Raw genomic sequence first — 14,240 nt, 5'->3', positions numbered from 1 at the left:
GCCCCCGCCGTCGGTCCGCTGTCAGTCGAGCGGGGTCACGTAGGCCCCGGAGATCCCGCCGTCGACGAGGAAGTCGGTGGCGTTGACGAACGAGGAGTCGTCGCTCGCCAGGAAGGCGACCGCGGCCGCGATCTCCGTGGCCTCGGCGAACCGTCCGAGGGGGATGTGCACGAGCCGGCGGGCGGCGCGCTCCGGGTCCGTGGCGAACAGCTCCTGGAGCAGCGGGGTGTTGACCGGCCCCGGGCACAGGGCGTTGACCCGGATCCCCTCGCGGGCGAACTGCACCCCGAGTTCGCGGGACAGGGCGAGCACGCCGCCCTTGGAGGCGGTGTACGAGATCTGCGAGGTCGCGGCGCCCATCCGGGCCACGAACGAGGCGGTGTTGATGATCGAGCCGCGGCCCTGGCGGCGCATGTACGGCAGCGCGGCCTTGCAGCAGAGGTAGACGGAGGTGAGGTTGACGTCCTGGACGCGCTTCCACGCCTCCAGGCCGGTGGTGAGGATGGAGTCGTCGTCGGGCGGCGAGATGCCGGCGTTGTTGAAGGCGATGTCGACGGAGCCGTAGGTGTCGTGCGCCGCGGCGAACAGGGCCTCGACCTGGTCGGGGTCGGTGACGTCGACGGGCACGAAGAGACCCCCCGCCTCCTCCGCGGCGGCCCTGCCCGCGCGCTCGTCGACGTCGCCGCAGACGACGTGCGCTCCCTCGGAGGCCAGTCGGCGGGCGGTGGCGAGCCCGATGCCGCTGCCCGCTCCGGTGATGACGGCGGTGCGGCCGGTCAGGCGGCGGCAGATGTTCCCGGGTTCGTCCGTCATGTGTTCAGACCTCCGTGCCGATGAAGACGTTCTTGGTTTCGGTGAAGGCCGCGAGGGCGTCGGGCCCCAGTTCACGGCCGAGCCCGGACTGCTTGTAGCCGCCGAACGGGGTCCAGTAGCGGACGGCGGAATGGGAGTTGACCGAGAGGTTCCCGGCCCGGACCGCCCGGGAGACGCGCAGGGCGCGCCCCACGTCCCGGGTCCAGACCGAGCCGGCGAGGCCGTGCTCGGTGCCGTCGGCCAGCCGGACGGCGTCGTCCTCGTCCTCGAAGGGCAGGACGACGGCGACGGGGCCGAAGACCTCCTCGGTGGCGACGGGGGCGTCGGGGGCGATCCCGGTGAGGACGGTCGGGGGGAACCAGAAGCCGGGGCCGGTGGGGGCGCTGCCCCGGATGCCGTCGGCGCCGTCCGGGACGAACCCGCGGACGCGCTCCAGCTGGGCCAGCGAGATCAGTGGCCCCATCTGCGTCTTCTCGTCCCACGGGTCGCCCACGACGAAGGAGGCGACGGCCGGGACGAGCAGTTCGAGGAAGCGGTCGTAGACGGACCGCTGGACCAGGATGCGGGTGCGCGCGCAGCAGTCCTGTCCGGCGTTGTCGAGGAAGGACAGGGGGGCGGTGGCCGCGGCCGCCTCGATGTCGGCGTCGGCGAAGACGATGTTGGGGCTCTTGCCGCCGAGTTCGAGGGTCAGCCGCTTCACCCGGTCCGCGCATCCGGCCATGATCTGCTTGCCGGTGCGGGTGGAGCCGGTGAACACGATCTTGGCCACGCCCGGGTGTTCGACCAGGGCGCGGCCCGCCACGTCCCCCGCGCCCGGCAGCACCTGGAAGAGGTGCTCGGGCAGGCCCGCATCCAGGGCGAGCCGGGCCAGGTACTGGGCGGTGAGCGGGGTGGTCTCGGCCGGCTTCAGGAGCACCGCGTTGCCCGCGGCGAGGGCGGGGGCGGCGCCCCAGGCGGCGATCGGCATGGGGAAGTTCCACGGGGCGATCACCCCGACGACGCCCAGGGGTTCGAGGAAGGTGATGTCGATCCCGCCCGGTACCGGGATCTGGCGCCCGGTCAGGCGTTCCACTCCCCCGGCCGCGTAGTCCAGCAGATCCCGGACGTTGGCCGCCTCCCAGCGGGCGTTGCCCAGGGTGTGCCCCGCTTCGGTGACCTCCAGCCGGGCCAGGTGCTCGCCGTGTTCGTCGACGAGCACGGCGAAGCGGCGCAGCAGCCGGGCGCGGTCGGCGGGGGTCAGCGCGGCCCAGGTGCGCTGGGCCGCCGCGGCCCGGGTGACGGCGGCCCCGACCTCCTCGGCCGAGGTGGCGGGGACGGTGGCGACGAGTTCCTCGGTCGCCGGGTTCAGGACGCGGTGCTCGTGGATCACGGGGTTCCTCACAGGCGTTCGAAGGAGCGGCGGAGCTCCCAGTCGGTCACCGCTGCGTCGAAGGCCTCCAGTTCGACGCGCGCCATGTTGCGGTAGTGCGCGACGACGTCGTCGCCGAAGGCCTCCCGGGCCGCCTCGCTGTCCTCCCAGAGGGTGGCGGCCTCCCGGAGCGTGGTGGGGACCTGGTCGTACCCGGCGGTGTAGGCGTTGCCCTCGCAGGCGTCGGGGAGCTCCAGTCCGTTCTCGATGCCGTGCAGTCCGGCGGCGACGAGGCCGGCGACCGCGAGGTAGGGGTTGACGTCGCCGCCGGGCAGCCGGTTCTCGAAGCGCATCGAGCGGCCGTGGCCGACCACCCGCAGGGCGCAGGTGCGGTTGTCGTGGCCCCAGGCCACGGCGGTGGGGGCGAAGGAACCGGGCTGGAAGCGCTTGTAGGAGTTGATGTTCGGCGCGTACAGCAGGGAGAAGTCGCGCAGGGCGGCGAGCTGGCCGGCGAGGAAGTGCCGCATCAGGGGGGACATGCCGCCGTCCTCGCCCGCCATGACGCTGCGCCCGTCGGCGTCCTGGAGCGAGAGGTGGATGTGGCAGGAGTTGCCCTCGCGCTCGTTGAACTTGGCCATGAAGGTCAGCGAGACGCCTTCCTGGGCGGCGATCTCCTTGGCGCCGGTCTTGTAGACGGCGTGCTGGTCGCAGGTGACGAGTGCCTCGTCGTAGCGGAAGACGATCTCGTGCTGGCCGGGGTTGCACTCCCCCTTGGCGGACTCGACGGTGAGCCCGGCGGCGGCCATCTCGTTGCGGATGCGGCGGAGCAGGGGTTCGACGCGGCCGGTACCCAGGACCGAGTAGTCGATGTTGTACCGGTTGGCCGGGGTGAGGTCGCGGTAGTCGCGGTCCCAGGCCTGCTCGTAGGTGTCGTTGAAGACGATGAACTCCAGCTCGGTGCCGACGTGGGCGGTCAGCCCGTGGGCGGCGAGCCGTTCCAGCTGCCGCCGGAGGATCTGGCGGGGCGCGGCGGCCACCGGGGAGCCGTCCTCCCAGGACAGGTCGGCCATGACCAGGGCGGTCCCGTCGTGCCAGGGGACCGGGCGCAGGGTCGCGAGGTCGGGGCGCATCGCGAAGTCGCCGTAGCCGTCGGACCAGGAGGACATGGCGAATCCGTCGACGGTGTTCATGTCCGTGTCGACGGCCAGCAGGTAGTTGCAGCCCTCCGTGCCGTGCTCCAGCACCTCGTCGAGGAAGAAGGAAGCCGCGAACCGCTTGCCCTGGAGCCGGCCCTGCATGTCGGGGAAGGCCAGGACCACGGTGTCGATCTCACCGCGCTCCACGCGTGCGCGCAGCTCGTCGGTCCCCAGCGGGGGTGTTCGGTCTGCCACGGGATACTCCTCGTTCGGTCAGCCGGTCTAAGGTATGGGAGAGAACCATTGGAGGGAAGGGAATCGGGACGTGGCGGAGGAAACCGGGGATCCCGGCGCCGCCGGCCGGCTGCTGCCCGCGCTCCGGCCGGTCCGCGCGGGCAACGGCTTCGAGGAGGCGCTGGAGCAGATCCTCCAGGTGGTCCGGCTCGGCCTGGTGCCGGACGGCGGGCGGCTGCCGGCCGAGCGCGAGCTGGCCGCGCTCCTGGGCATCAGCCGCGTCACCCTGCGCGAGGTGCTGAAGGTGCTCCAGGACCAGGGGCTGATCGAGGCGAGACGCGGCCGGTACGGCGGGACGTTCGTGCTCCCGCGCACCGGACCGGCCGACGGCGACGAGCTGCGCCGCCGGGTGTCGGGCGTCGATCTGGAGGACGTCCTGCTGTTCCGCGAGGTCCTGGAGTCGGGGGCGGCCGGGCTCTGCGCGTCGCGCGGCCTCGACGGCGAGGGGGCGAAGCGGCTGCGCGGTGCTCTGGCGGCGACACACGAGGCACCCCTGCCCGACTACCGCAGGATCGACACCCTTTTCCATCTGACGCTCGCCGAGCTCTCCGGCTCCCCCTCGCTCGCCGCCCGGTACGCGGCCGTCCGGGCGGGCGTCAACGACCTGCTGGACTGCATCCCCCTGCTGGTACGCAACCTCGAACACTCCCAGCACCAGCACACGGCCCTCGTCGAGGCGGTGCTCGACGGCGACGAGGAGGCGGCCCGGGCGGTCATGCGCGAGCACTGTGCGGGGACCGCCGCACTGCTCCGCGGCTTCCTGGCTTGATCCGGCCCTTCCGGATCATTCCTCTTGCGCGGCGGCCCGGTACGAACAAAGGTATGAGGCAACACCATTGCACCGGGCCGGCGCACCGACCGGCCGCCGGAGGGACCGCACCATGCACGAACCGCTCATCGGCGTCACGACCTATCTGGAGCCGGCGGCTCGCTGGGGCGTCTGGGAACTCCCCGCGGCGGTGCTCCCCTCCGCCTACCCCCAGCTGGTCCAGCGTTCCGGCGGGACGGCCGCACTGCTGCCGCCGGACGACCCGGCGAAGGCGGCGGCGGTCGTGGCCCGGATGGACGGTCTCGTGATCGCCGGCGGGGCGGACGTCGACCCGGGGCTGTACGGCGCGGAGCGGGACTTCAGGACGGGCCCGCCGGCCCATGCGCGGGACACCTGGGAGGTGGCCCTGCTCCGCGCGGCCAGGGCGGCCGGCACCCCGGTGCTGGGTATCTGCCGCGGGATGCAGCTGCTCAACGTTGCCATGGGCGGCACCCTGACCCAGCATGTGGACGGCCACGCGGGCCCGTTCGGCAAGACCGGGGTGCTCGGTGAGCACAGCGTGACACCGGTCCCGGAGACGCTGTACGCCTCGCTGGTGCCCGAGGAGACGTCCGTACCGACCTACCACCACCAGGCCGTGGACCGGCTCGCGCCGGGACTGGTGGTCTCCGCGCACGCGGCGGACGGCACGGTGGAGGCGATCGAGCTGCCGGGCGCACAGTGGGTGCTCGGGGTCCAGTGGCACCCGGAGATGGGCGACGACCTGCGGATCATGCGGGCACTGGTGGCCGCGGCGGCCCGGCGCGGAGCGGCCGTCACACCGGCCTGAGCGGCGCGGGGCGGGTCCGTCCCGTCGGCCCGAGCGGTGCGGAACGAGTCGCGTCGGCCTCAGCCGTGCGCCGTGTGCCCTCCGGCGTCCGGCAACAAGCGTCAGCCCTCAGGCCGTCGTCCCGCCCGCGGTCAGCGAGAGCAGGTCGCGGGCCGGGCCGGTGGGCCGGTGGCCCGCGGGCCAGACCGCCCGCAGCTGGCGGCGCAGCCGGACGCCCGCGACCGGGACCGTGACCAGGCGTCGCGCGGAGAGCTCCACGCCCAGGGCCAGTTCGCTCAGTACGCAGGGGCCGGCGCCGCTCTCGGCGGCCCCCTTCACCGCGGTGGTGGAGGAGAGTTCGAGCAGTGGGCGGGCCGGTCCTCCGTGCGCGGCGAGGGCGGCGTCCAGGACCTGCCGGGTGCCCGAGCCGTGTTCCCGCAGGATCAGCGGGGTCGCGGCGAGCTCCCCGGGAGTCAGCCGGTCCCGGCGCGCCCACGGGTGGGACGGGGCGACCACGACGACGAGCCGGTCGTGCGCGATGACGGTGCCGTCGAGCCCCTCCGGTGTCGAGAGGCCCTCGACGAAGCCCAGGTCGGCCTCACCGGCCCGCAGCCGCAGGGCCACCGCCGCCGAGTTGCCCGCGAGGAGGGAGACCTCGGTGCCGGGGCGTCCGGCCCGCAGCGCGATCAGCCAGCCCGGCAGCAGGTACTCGGCGATCGTCATGCTCGCCGCGACCCGCAGCCGGGAGTCGCGGCGGTCCCGCAGCGCCCGGGCACCCGCGTCGAAGACCTCGGCCGCCTCGACGACCCTGCGCGCCCAGTCGGTGACCAGCGCGCCCGCGTCCGTCAGCCGCGACCCGCGCGGCGAGCGGTCCAGGAGCGCGACGCCGAGCTGCCGCTCCATGGACCGGATGCGGCCGGAGGCGGCCGGCTGGCTGATGCCGACCTCCCGTGCGGCCCTGCCCAGACTGCCGTGCCGGGCGACGGCGAGCAGCAGCACCATGGCCCCCAGGTCGGGGACCCGGTGGGAGAGGGAGGAGGGCGGGGGCACGTCACCGGACATAACCCCAGCCTATGACCTCATAGCTCCGTGCTCCCTGGTGGGCGGGGGTCCGCCCGCCGAGAATCGTGGCATGGCCATCTTTTCGCGGTCCCGGACCGGGGCCGCCGCATCCCGTCCCCGCTCCCGCCGGCTCCCGTGCCTGCGCCACTTCGGCCCCCAGTGGTACGCCACGGTCATGGGCACGGCGATCGTGGCCACGGCCGGGGCGGCGCTGCCCTTCGGCGTGCCGGGGCTGCGGGCCGGCTGCGTCGTGGTGTGGGCGCTGTCCGCGGTGCTGCTGGCCGCCGTGCTGGCGGCGCGCGCCGGGCACTGGGTCCTGCACCGCGACCAGGCCCGCGCCCATCTGCTGGACCCGGCTGTCGCCCCGTTCCACGGCTGCGCGTCCATGGCGCTCCTCGCCGTCGGCGCGGGCACGCTGGTGGTCGGCCGGGACGTCCTCGGGCACCGGGCCGCGGTCACGGTGGACGTCCTGCTGTTCACCGCGGGCACGGTCGCGGGCCTCGCCGCGGCCGTGGCGATCCCCTGTCTCATGATCCTGCGGCACCGTCCCGCGCCGGGCACCGCGTCGCCGGTCTGGCTGCTGCCGCTGGTCGCCCCGATGGTCTCGGCCGCCGTCGGCCCGCTGCTGGTCCCCGAGCTGCCGCCCGGCCAGGGGCGCGAGGCGCTCCTGCTGGCCTGCTACGCGATGTTCGGGCTGTCGCTGCTGGCCACCCTGGTGGTCCTGCCGCTGGTCTTCGCACGGCTGGTCCACGAGGGGCCCCTGCCGCTCGCGCTGACCCCGACGCTGTTCCTGGTGCTCGGCCCTATGGGCCAGTCCACGACCGCGGTCAACCAGCTGGCCGACGTGGCACCGGGTGCGGTGTCCGCGCCGTACGCCCCGGCCTTCGCCGCCTTCGCCGTGCTGTACGGGGTGCCGGTGACGGGGTTCGCCCTGCTGTGGCTGGCCGTCTCCGCCGTGCTGGTGATCCGCGCGCTGCGGCGGGGGATGCGCTTCACGATGACCTGGTGGGGGTTCACCTTCCCGGTGGGCACCTGCGTCACCGGCGCGGCGGGACTGGCCCGGCACACCGGGCTGGAGGCGTTCGGCTGGCTGGCCGCGGGGCTCTACGTCCTGCTGGTGGCCGCCTGGGCCTTCGCCGGGGCGCGGACGCTGGGCGGCCTCGTCGGCGGGACGCTGCCCGCGGCGCCCGGGCCCCGCGTGCCGGCGGTCCGCACCGCCTGATCCGGGCGCCGCGGGCCGCTCCCGCAGGGGGCGTGCCCGGGTCACCGGTCAGCGGCGGGCGTCGTAGGTCGCGTCGATGTGCTCGGCGACCGACACGACCAGCAGCCGGGTGCCCGGTTCGGTGGCCCGCCACCGGTGACGCACCCCGCCGGAGAGGAAGAGGCTGTCGCCCTTGCCCAGCCGGTGCGCCCGGCCCTCGGCCTCGACGTCGACCGCGCCCTCCACGACGTACATCACCTCGTCGTTGCGGTGCTGGAACTCGCGCCCGAGGTCCTGCTCGCCGACGAACTCCAGGGCGCTGAGCTGGTGCCGCCCGCGCACCAGCCGCCGCACCCCGTCCTCGCCGCCGCCCCGTACGACGTCGACGGCGCGCGCCGAGTCCGCCGCCGCCCGCAGCCGCTCGGTCGTGGTCTCCAGTGCTTCCGCCACCCGGTCCAGGGACCGTGGGCTCGGTCTGGCCCGTTCGTTCTCGATCTGGCTGAGGAACGGTACGGACAGCCCGCTGCGCCCGGCCACCGCGGCCAGGGTGAGATCGAGGGCCCTGCGGCGTCGGCGGACCGCGGCACCCACTCGAAGGGTTTCCTTGTCGTCCATGTCCGGCTCCCTCCCCGGTTCGCCATCCTCCCGGTTGCCAGCACCCTACGCATGTCGTTCGCACGACGGAGGGGGAAGCCGGCGGACGGGAACCTTCGGGGACTCCCTCGGACAAGCCTGAAGGGGACGGCTCCGGTTCGCTACCGGGGCCGTCCCCTTCGTCATGGCCGGTGTGGGCCGGGTGGGTCAGCTGACGGGTGCCAGCTTCGCGACCACGTCCGGGTTGGCGTCCATCCAGCGGCGGGCGGACTCCTTCTCCTTGCCGGCGCCGCCCTTCTGGAGCTCCACCTCCAGCGAGGCCAGCTGCGCCTCGCTGAGCTTGAAGTCCTTCAGCCAGCCGGTCAGCTCCGGGAAGTCCTTGGCGAAGTCCTTCTTGGCGACCGTGTGGATCTGCTCGCCCTCGCCCCAGGCACCCTTCGGGTCCTTGAGCTTCTTCAGGTCGTGCTTGCCGTAGGCCCAGTGCGGCGACCACAGGGTCACCACGACCGGCTCCTTCTTCTTGATCGACCGGTTCAGCTCGGCCAGCATCGACGAGGTGCTGGACGAGACGACCTCGTACTCACCTTCGAGCCCGTACTCCTTGAGCACCTTCTTGTTCAGGGTGCCCATCATCCCGGCGCTGGACTCGATGCCGATGATCTTGCCGTTGAACTTCTTGCCCTGGCCCTTGAGGTCGTCGAGCGAGTCGATGCCCTTGACGTAGGACGGGACCGACAGCTCCAGCGACGTCGGGCCGTACCAGGATCCGAGGTCGGTGAGGTTGTCCTTGTAGCGGTCCCAGTAGTCCTTGTGCGTGGTCGGCAGCCAGGAGTCGAACTGGACGTCGAGCTGTCCCTGGGCCAGACCGGTGTAGAGCGGGCCCGGGTCGAGCTGCTTGACCGTGGTCTTGTAGCCGCGGTCCTCCAGCATGTTCTGCCAGAGGTAGGTGGAGGCGATGGCCTCGTCCCACGGGAAGTACCCCATGTTGACGGTCTTGCCCGCGTCCTTGCCCTGCTGCGAGCCGCCCGCGCCGCCCGGCACCGGGGCCAGCTTGTCGACGAGGCCGGGGTTCTTCTTCAGCCAGGCGCGGACGCCGTCCTGCTCCTTGCCCTGGCCCGCGGTCTGGATCTCGTTCTCCAGGCTCGTGAGCTGCTTCTCGGTGAGCTTGAAGTCCTTGAGCCAGGCGGCGACGGCGGGCGACTTCTCCGCGAAGCCCTTGTGGGCGACGGTGTGGACCTCTTCGCCCTTGCCCCAGGCACCCTTCGGGTCCTTGAGCTTCTTCAGGTCGTGCTTGCCGTAGGCCCAGTGCGGCGACCACAGGGTCACCACGACCGGCTCCTTCTTCTTGATGGAGGCGTTCAGCTCGGCGAGCATCGAGGAGGTGCTGGAGGAGACGACCTTGTACTCGCCCTCCAGGCCGTACTCCTTGAGCACCTTCTCGTTGAGGGTGCCCATCATCCCGGCGCTGGACTCGATGCCGATGATCTTGCCGTCGAACTTCTTGCCCTGGCCCTTGAGGTCCTCGAGCGAGTCGATGCCCTTGACGTAGGACGGGACCGACAGCTCCAGCGACGTCGGGCCGTACCAGGCGCCCATGTCGTCCAGCTGGTCGCTGTACTTGTCCCAGTAGTCCTTGTGCGTCGTCGGCAGCCAGGAGTCCGTCTGGAAGTCGATGTCACCGCGGGCCACACCGGAGTAGAGCGGACCGGCGTCGAGCTGGGTGATCCCGGTCTCGAAGCCGCGCTGCTCCAGGATCTCCTTCCACAGGAACGTGGAGGCGATGCCCTCGTCCCAGGGGATGTAGCCCATGTTGATCTTCTGGCCCTTGCCGACGTTCGCGCTGTCGGCCTGACCGGCCTCCGCGTCGGACGAGCCGGCGATGTTGAGCCCGCCCGCGACGAGCGCGAGGACCACGACACCGGTCATCGCGACGGCGGTGCCCGGCTTGTAGTGGGCGAACTTCAGGCGTCGCGCACCGGCGGCGACCTTGGCGGCGGCACGGCGGCCGAGCGGGGAGACCCGCTCGTTGAGCGCGCCGGTCATCCGGTCCAGGTACATGGCCAGGATGACGACGGCGATGCCGCTCTCGGCGGCGAGGCCGACCTGGAGCTGGGTGATGGCCGCGTAGACCTTCTCGCCGAGACCGCCGGCGCCGGCCATGCCGCCGATGACGACCATCGACAGGGCCAGCATGATGACCTGGTTGATACCGGCCATGATCGTCGGCAGGGCGAGCGGGAGCTGCACCCGGGTGAGGGTGTGCTTGGGCGTGGTGCCGAAGGCCTCGGCGGCCTCGACCAGCTCGCTGTCGACCTGGCGGATGCCCAGCTCGGTCATACGGACGCCGGGCGGCATCGCGAAGACGATGGTGGCGATCACACCGGGGGTGACACCGACGCCGAAGAACATGACGCCGGGGATCAGGTAGACGAAGGCGGGCATCGTCTGCATGACGTCGAGCACCGGCCGCAGCGCGGAGCTGACCCGGTTGTTGCGCGCCGCCCAGATGCCTGTGGGCACCGCGATCACGATGGTGATGACCGCAGCCACGACCACCAGCGAGAGCGTGGCCATCGCCTCGTCCCAGAGGGCGAGGGAGTCGATGAGCGCGAAGCCGGCGAAGGTGAGCACCGCGGGGATGACCCCGCGCAGCCAGAACGCGATGACGGCGAAGATGCCGGCCATCAGGAGCGGCTCGGCGCCGCCGAGCACGGCGTTGACGCCGTCGTACATGCCGCCGAGGACGGTCTTGATGAAGTCGAAGATGAAGGTGAGGTTCGACTGGAGCCAGTCGACCGCGTCCTCGACCCAGCTTCCGAAGGAGAGCCTAGGCACCGGCGATCACCTTCTTGACCTCGGTCCGGGAGGCGGGTGCCGCGGCGTCGGCCGGGGGCTCCACCTGGGGCTCCTCACCGAGCGCCGCGAGCAGCCGCTCGCGCGGGACGACGCCCACGACGCCGCCCTCCTCACCGGTGACGGCCACGGCCGCCCCGCTGGTGGAGAAGGGCACGAAGAGCTCGGCTATGGGGGTCTCCGACGTCACCGTCGCGGAGGCCTCGGCGAGCAGGTCCGCGTGGGAGCGGCCCGCCTCGGGCGCCTCCATGATCGAACCGGCGGTGAGCACCCGGGAGCGGTCGACGTCCTGGATGAAGGAGGCGACGTAGTCGTTGGACGGCCGCACGAGGATGTCCTCGGCGGTGCCCTGCTGGACGATCGCACCGTCCCGCATCACGGCGATGCGGTCGCCGAGGCGCATGGCCTCGTTGAGGTCGTGGGTGATGAAGACGATCGTCTTCTTCAGGCGCTTCTGCAGTTCGAGCAGCTGGTCCTGCATGTCGCGGCGGATCAGCGGGTCGAGCGCGCTGAAGGACTCGTCCATCAGCAGCAGGTCGGCGTCGGTGGCGAGCGCGCGGGCCAGGCCCACACGCTGCTGCATACCGCCGGACAGCTCGTCGGGCCAGGACTTCTCCCAGCCGGCGAGGCCGGTCAGCTCCAGCGCCTCGGTCGCGCGCGCCTCACGTTCGGCACGCGGGACGCCCTGGACCTCCAGGCCGTACGCGGCGTTCTCCAGCACGCTCCGGTGAGGGAAGAGCGCGAAGTGCTGGAAGACCATGCTGATCTTGGTGGAGCGGACGGTGCGCAGGTCGCGGGGGCTCAGGGCGGTGAGGTCCTGGCCGTCGAACAGCACGCGTCCGGCGGTGGGCTCCAGCAGCCCGTTGAGCATCCGCAGCAGGGTCGACTTTCCGGATCCGGAGAGTCCCATGACCACGAAGATCTGGCCCGGTTCCACGGTGAACGAGGCGTCGATCACCGCTGCGGTCGTGCCGTCGGCGCGCAACTCGTCGCGGTGCGTACCGCCTTCGAGCTTCTGCACGGCTTGATCGGGTCGTCTGCCGAACACTTTGTACAAGTGCTCAGCCTGCAGCCTTGACACATACACCTCACGCGTTGAACCGAGAACGGTCTGCCACCCCCTTCGGCAGACCGTGGAGCGGTGCGGATTCGGTCCGCAGAGCACGGCCCATCCGTCGAGAAATGGACGTGGTCCGCTCCGGTGCCGCGCCTGCCCGCACTTACGCAACCCAAACATGTGTGTGATCCAGCTCACTTCGAACGCCCGTGTGACCCGGGAGCCACGACCTCGCCGGCCGTGCGGTGTCGGTGGGGTGCGGCATCATCGGGGTGTGACGCGACGCCTGATGCTCCTCGACACCGCCTCCCTCTACTTCCGCGCCTATTTCGGCGTCCCGGACTCGGTGCGCGCGCCGGACGGCACCCCCGTCAACGCCGTGCGCGGACTGCTCGACTTCATCGCCCGGCTGGTGCAGGACCACCGCCCGGACGACCTGGTGGCCTGCATGGACGCCGACTGGCGGCCGCAGTGGCGGGTCGACCTGATCCCGACGTACAAGGCCCACCGGGTGGCCGCCGAGACCGCCGTCGGCGTCCCCGACGAGGAGGAGGTCCCCGACACCCTCTCCCCGCAGGTCCCGGTGATCGAGGCCGTCCTCGACGCCCTCGGCATCGCCCGGGTGGGGGTCGCCCGGTACGAGGCGGACGACGTCATCGGCACCCTGGCCGGGCGGGCCGCGGGACCGGTGGACATCGTGACGGGCGACCGGGACCTCTACCAGCTGGTCGACGACGCCCGCGGGGTGCGGGTCCTGTATCCGCTGAAGGGCGTCGGGACGCTCCAGGTGACGGACGAGGCGTGGCTGCGCGGGAAGTACGGCGTGGACGGCGCCGGGTACGTCGACCTGGCGCTGCTGCGCGGCGATCCGAGCGACGGACTGCCCGGGGTCCCCGGCATCGGGGAGAAGACGGCGGCCAAGCTCCTGGACGCCTTCGGCGACCTCGCCGGGATCATGGCCGCGGTGGACGACCCGGCCGCCCGGCTGACCCCGTCCCAGCGCAGGCGCCTGGACGAGGCCCGGGACTACGTGGCGGTGGCACCCCAGGTCGTCCGGGTCGCCGGTGACGTCCCGCTGCCCGCCTTCGATCCCGCGCTCCCCCGCGAGCCCCGCGACCCGGCGGCCCTGGAGGCCCTGGCGACGCGCTGGGGCCTGGGGGGCGCCCTGCAGCGCCTGCTCCTCACGCTCCAGGCATGAAGATGCTAGCTTAGGCTAGCCTAAGTGAGCAGAACGCCGTGTGCGCCCAGAGCAGGGAGAACCTCGTGGCAGAGCAGCCGCAACGCCGGACACCCAAGGCGCAGGGGGCGCAGGTACTGCGCACCGAGCAGATCACCCCGCACATGGTGCGCGTGGTCCTCGGCGGCGACGGCCTGGCCGGCTTCGCCCTCGACGGGTTCACCGACCACTACGTCAAGCTGTGCTTCGCCCCGGAGGGCGCCGGCTACGCGCACCCGTTCGACATGGCCGCGATCCGCGAGGAGTACCCCCGCGAGCTGTGGCCCACCACCCGCACCTACACCGTCCGCTCCTGGGACCCCGCCGCCCGCGAGCTGGCGATCGACTTCGTGGTGCACGGCGACGAGGGCCTGGCGGGCCCCTGGGCGGCCCGGGCCAGGCCCGGCGACCAGGTGACCTTCCTGGGTCCCGGCGGCGGCTACGCGCCGCAGGCCTCGGCCGGCTGGCACCTGCTGGTGGGCGACGAGAGCGCCCTGCCGGCGATCGCCGCCTCGCTGGAGCGGATGCCGCAGGGTGCGCCGGTGCACGCCTTCCTGGAGGTGCCGGACGCCTCGGAGGAGCAGAAGCTGGTGGCCCCGGACGGCGTCTCGGTGACCTGGCTGCACCGCGGTGACCGCCCGGTCGGCGAGGCCCTGGTGGCGGCGGTGAGCGCGCTGGAGTTCCCCGAGGGCGAGGTGCAGGCCTTCGTGCACGGCGAGGCGGGCTTCGTGAAGGAGATCCGGCGCCACCTCCGGCTGGAGCGCGGCATCCCCCTGCGACAGCTCTCGATCTCCGGCTACTGGCGCCTCGGCCAGAACGACGACGCCTGGCGCGCGGTCAAGCGTGAGTGGAACGAGCAGGTGGAGCGCGAGCAGGAGCGCGCCGCCTGAGACCCGCCGTACCCCCGGAGCGGCCCGCCGACCGGTCCGGGCCGGTCGGCTCCTGACCCGGACGGGTCGGCTCCGGTCCGGACCGGTCAGTCCTTGATCCGGACCGGTCCGGACGGAAGCCCCTCACCCCGGCCGTCCACGGAACCCGGCCGCCGTCCCCGACGGCGGCCGGGTTCCGTGTTTCCGACGTCCTGGATGC

General features: G+C 72.5%; 12 protein-coding genes. 5 read left to right on the top strand and 7 right to left on the bottom strand.

The annotated features are described in order from the left end of the window. Nucleotides 1-21: 21 nt before the first annotated feature. Genes ABZ172_RS18035 through ABZ172_RS18025 form a run of 3 tightly spaced genes read right to left on the bottom strand, consistent with a single transcriptional unit; the run spans nt 22 to nt 3,552 of the window. The gene (locus ABZ172_RS18035) at nt 22-813 is read right to left on the bottom strand and encodes a 3-oxoacyl-ACP reductase (protein WP_356884709.1); all 792 of its coding nucleotides are present in this window, start codon (nt 811-813) and stop codon (nt 22-24) included. 4 nt (nt 814-817) lie between these two features. Next, nucleotides 818-2,182 (bottom strand): aldehyde dehydrogenase family protein, encoded by a 1,365-nt coding sequence (locus ABZ172_RS18030; RefSeq protein WP_356884708.1) that lies wholly within the window; start codon nt 2,180-2,182, stop codon nt 818-820. An 8-nt stretch (nt 2,183-2,190) separates the two neighbouring features. Further along, a complete protein-coding gene (locus ABZ172_RS18025) occupies nt 2,191-3,552 on the bottom strand; it encodes a glutamine synthetase family protein (protein ID WP_356884707.1) in 1,362 nt (453 codons plus the stop codon). 70 nt (nt 3,553-3,622) lie between these two features. Here ABZ172_RS18025 and ABZ172_RS18020 point away from each other — a divergent pair, with 70 nt between their 5' ends. Both ABZ172_RS18020 and ABZ172_RS18015 read left to right on the top strand, forming a co-directional pair. Next, nucleotides 3,623-4,360: an FCD domain-containing protein gene (locus ABZ172_RS18020; protein WP_356884706.1), complete on the top strand. Its 738-nt coding sequence runs from the start codon at nt 3,623-3,625 to the stop codon at nt 4,358-4,360. A gap of 112 nt (nt 4,361-4,472) precedes the next feature. Further along, nucleotides 4,473-5,189 (top strand): gamma-glutamyl-gamma-aminobutyrate hydrolase family protein, encoded by a 717-nt coding sequence (locus tag ABZ172_RS18015; protein WP_356884705.1) that lies wholly within the window; start codon nt 4,473-4,475, stop codon nt 5,187-5,189. A 108-nt stretch (nt 5,190-5,297) separates the two neighbouring features. On the opposite strand, the gene ABZ172_RS18010 is transcribed toward ABZ172_RS18015, so the two are convergent. After that, nucleotides 5,298-6,230 carry a LysR family transcriptional regulator gene (locus tag ABZ172_RS18010; protein ID WP_356884704.1) on the bottom strand — a complete coding sequence of 311 codons (933 nt, stop codon included), beginning with the start codon at nt 6,228-6,230 and terminating at the stop codon, nt 5,298-5,300. 70 nt (nt 6,231-6,300) lie between these two features. Between ABZ172_RS18010 and ABZ172_RS18005 the strand changes: the two genes are divergently transcribed. After that, the gene (locus ABZ172_RS18005; protein ID WP_356884703.1) at nt 6,301-7,452 is read left to right on the top strand and encodes a TDT family transporter; all 1,152 of its coding nucleotides are present in this window, start codon (nt 6,301-6,303) and stop codon (nt 7,450-7,452) included. A 48-nt stretch (nt 7,453-7,500) separates the two neighbouring features. Here ABZ172_RS18005 and ABZ172_RS18000 read toward each other — a convergent pair whose 3' ends face one another. From ABZ172_RS18000 to ABZ172_RS17990, 3 genes are all read right to left on the bottom strand, one after another. Further along, nucleotides 7,501-8,046, bottom strand: coding sequence for a cupin domain-containing protein (locus ABZ172_RS18000; RefSeq protein ID WP_356884702.1), 546 nt, complete (start codon nt 8,044-8,046; stop codon nt 7,501-7,503). A gap of 186 nt (nt 8,047-8,232) precedes the next feature. Beyond that, nucleotides 8,233-10,860, bottom strand: a complete 2,628-nt coding sequence (locus ABZ172_RS17995; protein WP_356884701.1) for an ABC transporter permease/substrate binding protein — start codon at nt 10,858-10,860, stop codon at nt 8,233-8,235. Next, nucleotides 10,853-11,959, bottom strand: coding sequence for a glycine betaine/L-proline ABC transporter ATP-binding protein (locus tag ABZ172_RS17990; protein ID WP_356884700.1), 1,107 nt, complete (start codon nt 11,957-11,959; stop codon nt 10,853-10,855). Before ABZ172_RS17990 ends, ABZ172_RS17995 begins: the two co-directional genes overlap by 8 nt. A 265-nt stretch (nt 11,960-12,224) precedes the next feature. On the opposite strand from ABZ172_RS17990, the gene ABZ172_RS17985 reads away from it, so the two are divergent. Both ABZ172_RS17985 and ABZ172_RS17980 read left to right on the top strand, forming a co-directional pair. Beyond that, nucleotides 12,225-13,133 carry a 5'-3' exonuclease gene (locus ABZ172_RS17985; RefSeq protein WP_356884742.1) on the top strand — a complete coding sequence of 303 codons (909 nt, stop codon included), beginning with the start codon at nt 12,225-12,227 and terminating at the stop codon, nt 13,131-13,133. A gap of 65 nt (nt 13,134-13,198) precedes the next feature. Further along, nucleotides 13,199-14,041, top strand: coding sequence for a siderophore-interacting protein (locus ABZ172_RS17980; RefSeq protein WP_356884699.1), 843 nt, complete (start codon nt 13,199-13,201; stop codon nt 14,039-14,041). Nucleotides 14,042-14,240: the final 199 nt, after the last annotated feature.

Source organism: Streptomyces sp. NPDC006296 (genome assembly GCF_040613235.1).
Taxonomy (GTDB): Bacteria; Actinomycetota; Actinomycetes; order Streptomycetales; family Streptomycetaceae; genus Streptomyces.
This window is presented reverse-complemented; position numbering and strand designations above follow the sequence as displayed.

Excerpts from the sequence above, each read along its gene's own strand:
- ABZ172_RS17985 (WP_356884742.1), top strand. The coding sequence starts at position 12,225 with ATGCTCCTCGACACCGCCTCCCTCTACTTCCGCGCCTATTTCGGCGTC.
- ABZ172_RS18035 (WP_356884709.1), bottom strand. The coding sequence starts at position 813 with ATGACGGACGAACCCGGGAACATCTGCCGCCGCCTGACCGGCCGCACC.
- ABZ172_RS18005 (WP_356884703.1), top strand. The coding sequence starts at position 6,301 with ATGGCCATCTTTTCGCGGTCCCGGACCGGGGCCGCCGCATCCCGTCCC.
- ABZ172_RS18015 (WP_356884705.1), top strand. The coding sequence starts at position 4,473 with ATGCACGAACCGCTCATCGGCGTCACGACCTATCTGGAGCCGGCGGCT.
- ABZ172_RS18010 (WP_356884704.1), bottom strand. The coding sequence starts at position 6,230 with ATGTCCGGTGACGTGCCCCCGCCCTCCTCCCTCTCCCACCGGGTCCCC.
- ABZ172_RS18000 (WP_356884702.1), bottom strand. The coding sequence starts at position 8,046 with ATGGACGACAAGGAAACCCTTCGAGTGGGTGCCGCGGTCCGCCGACGC.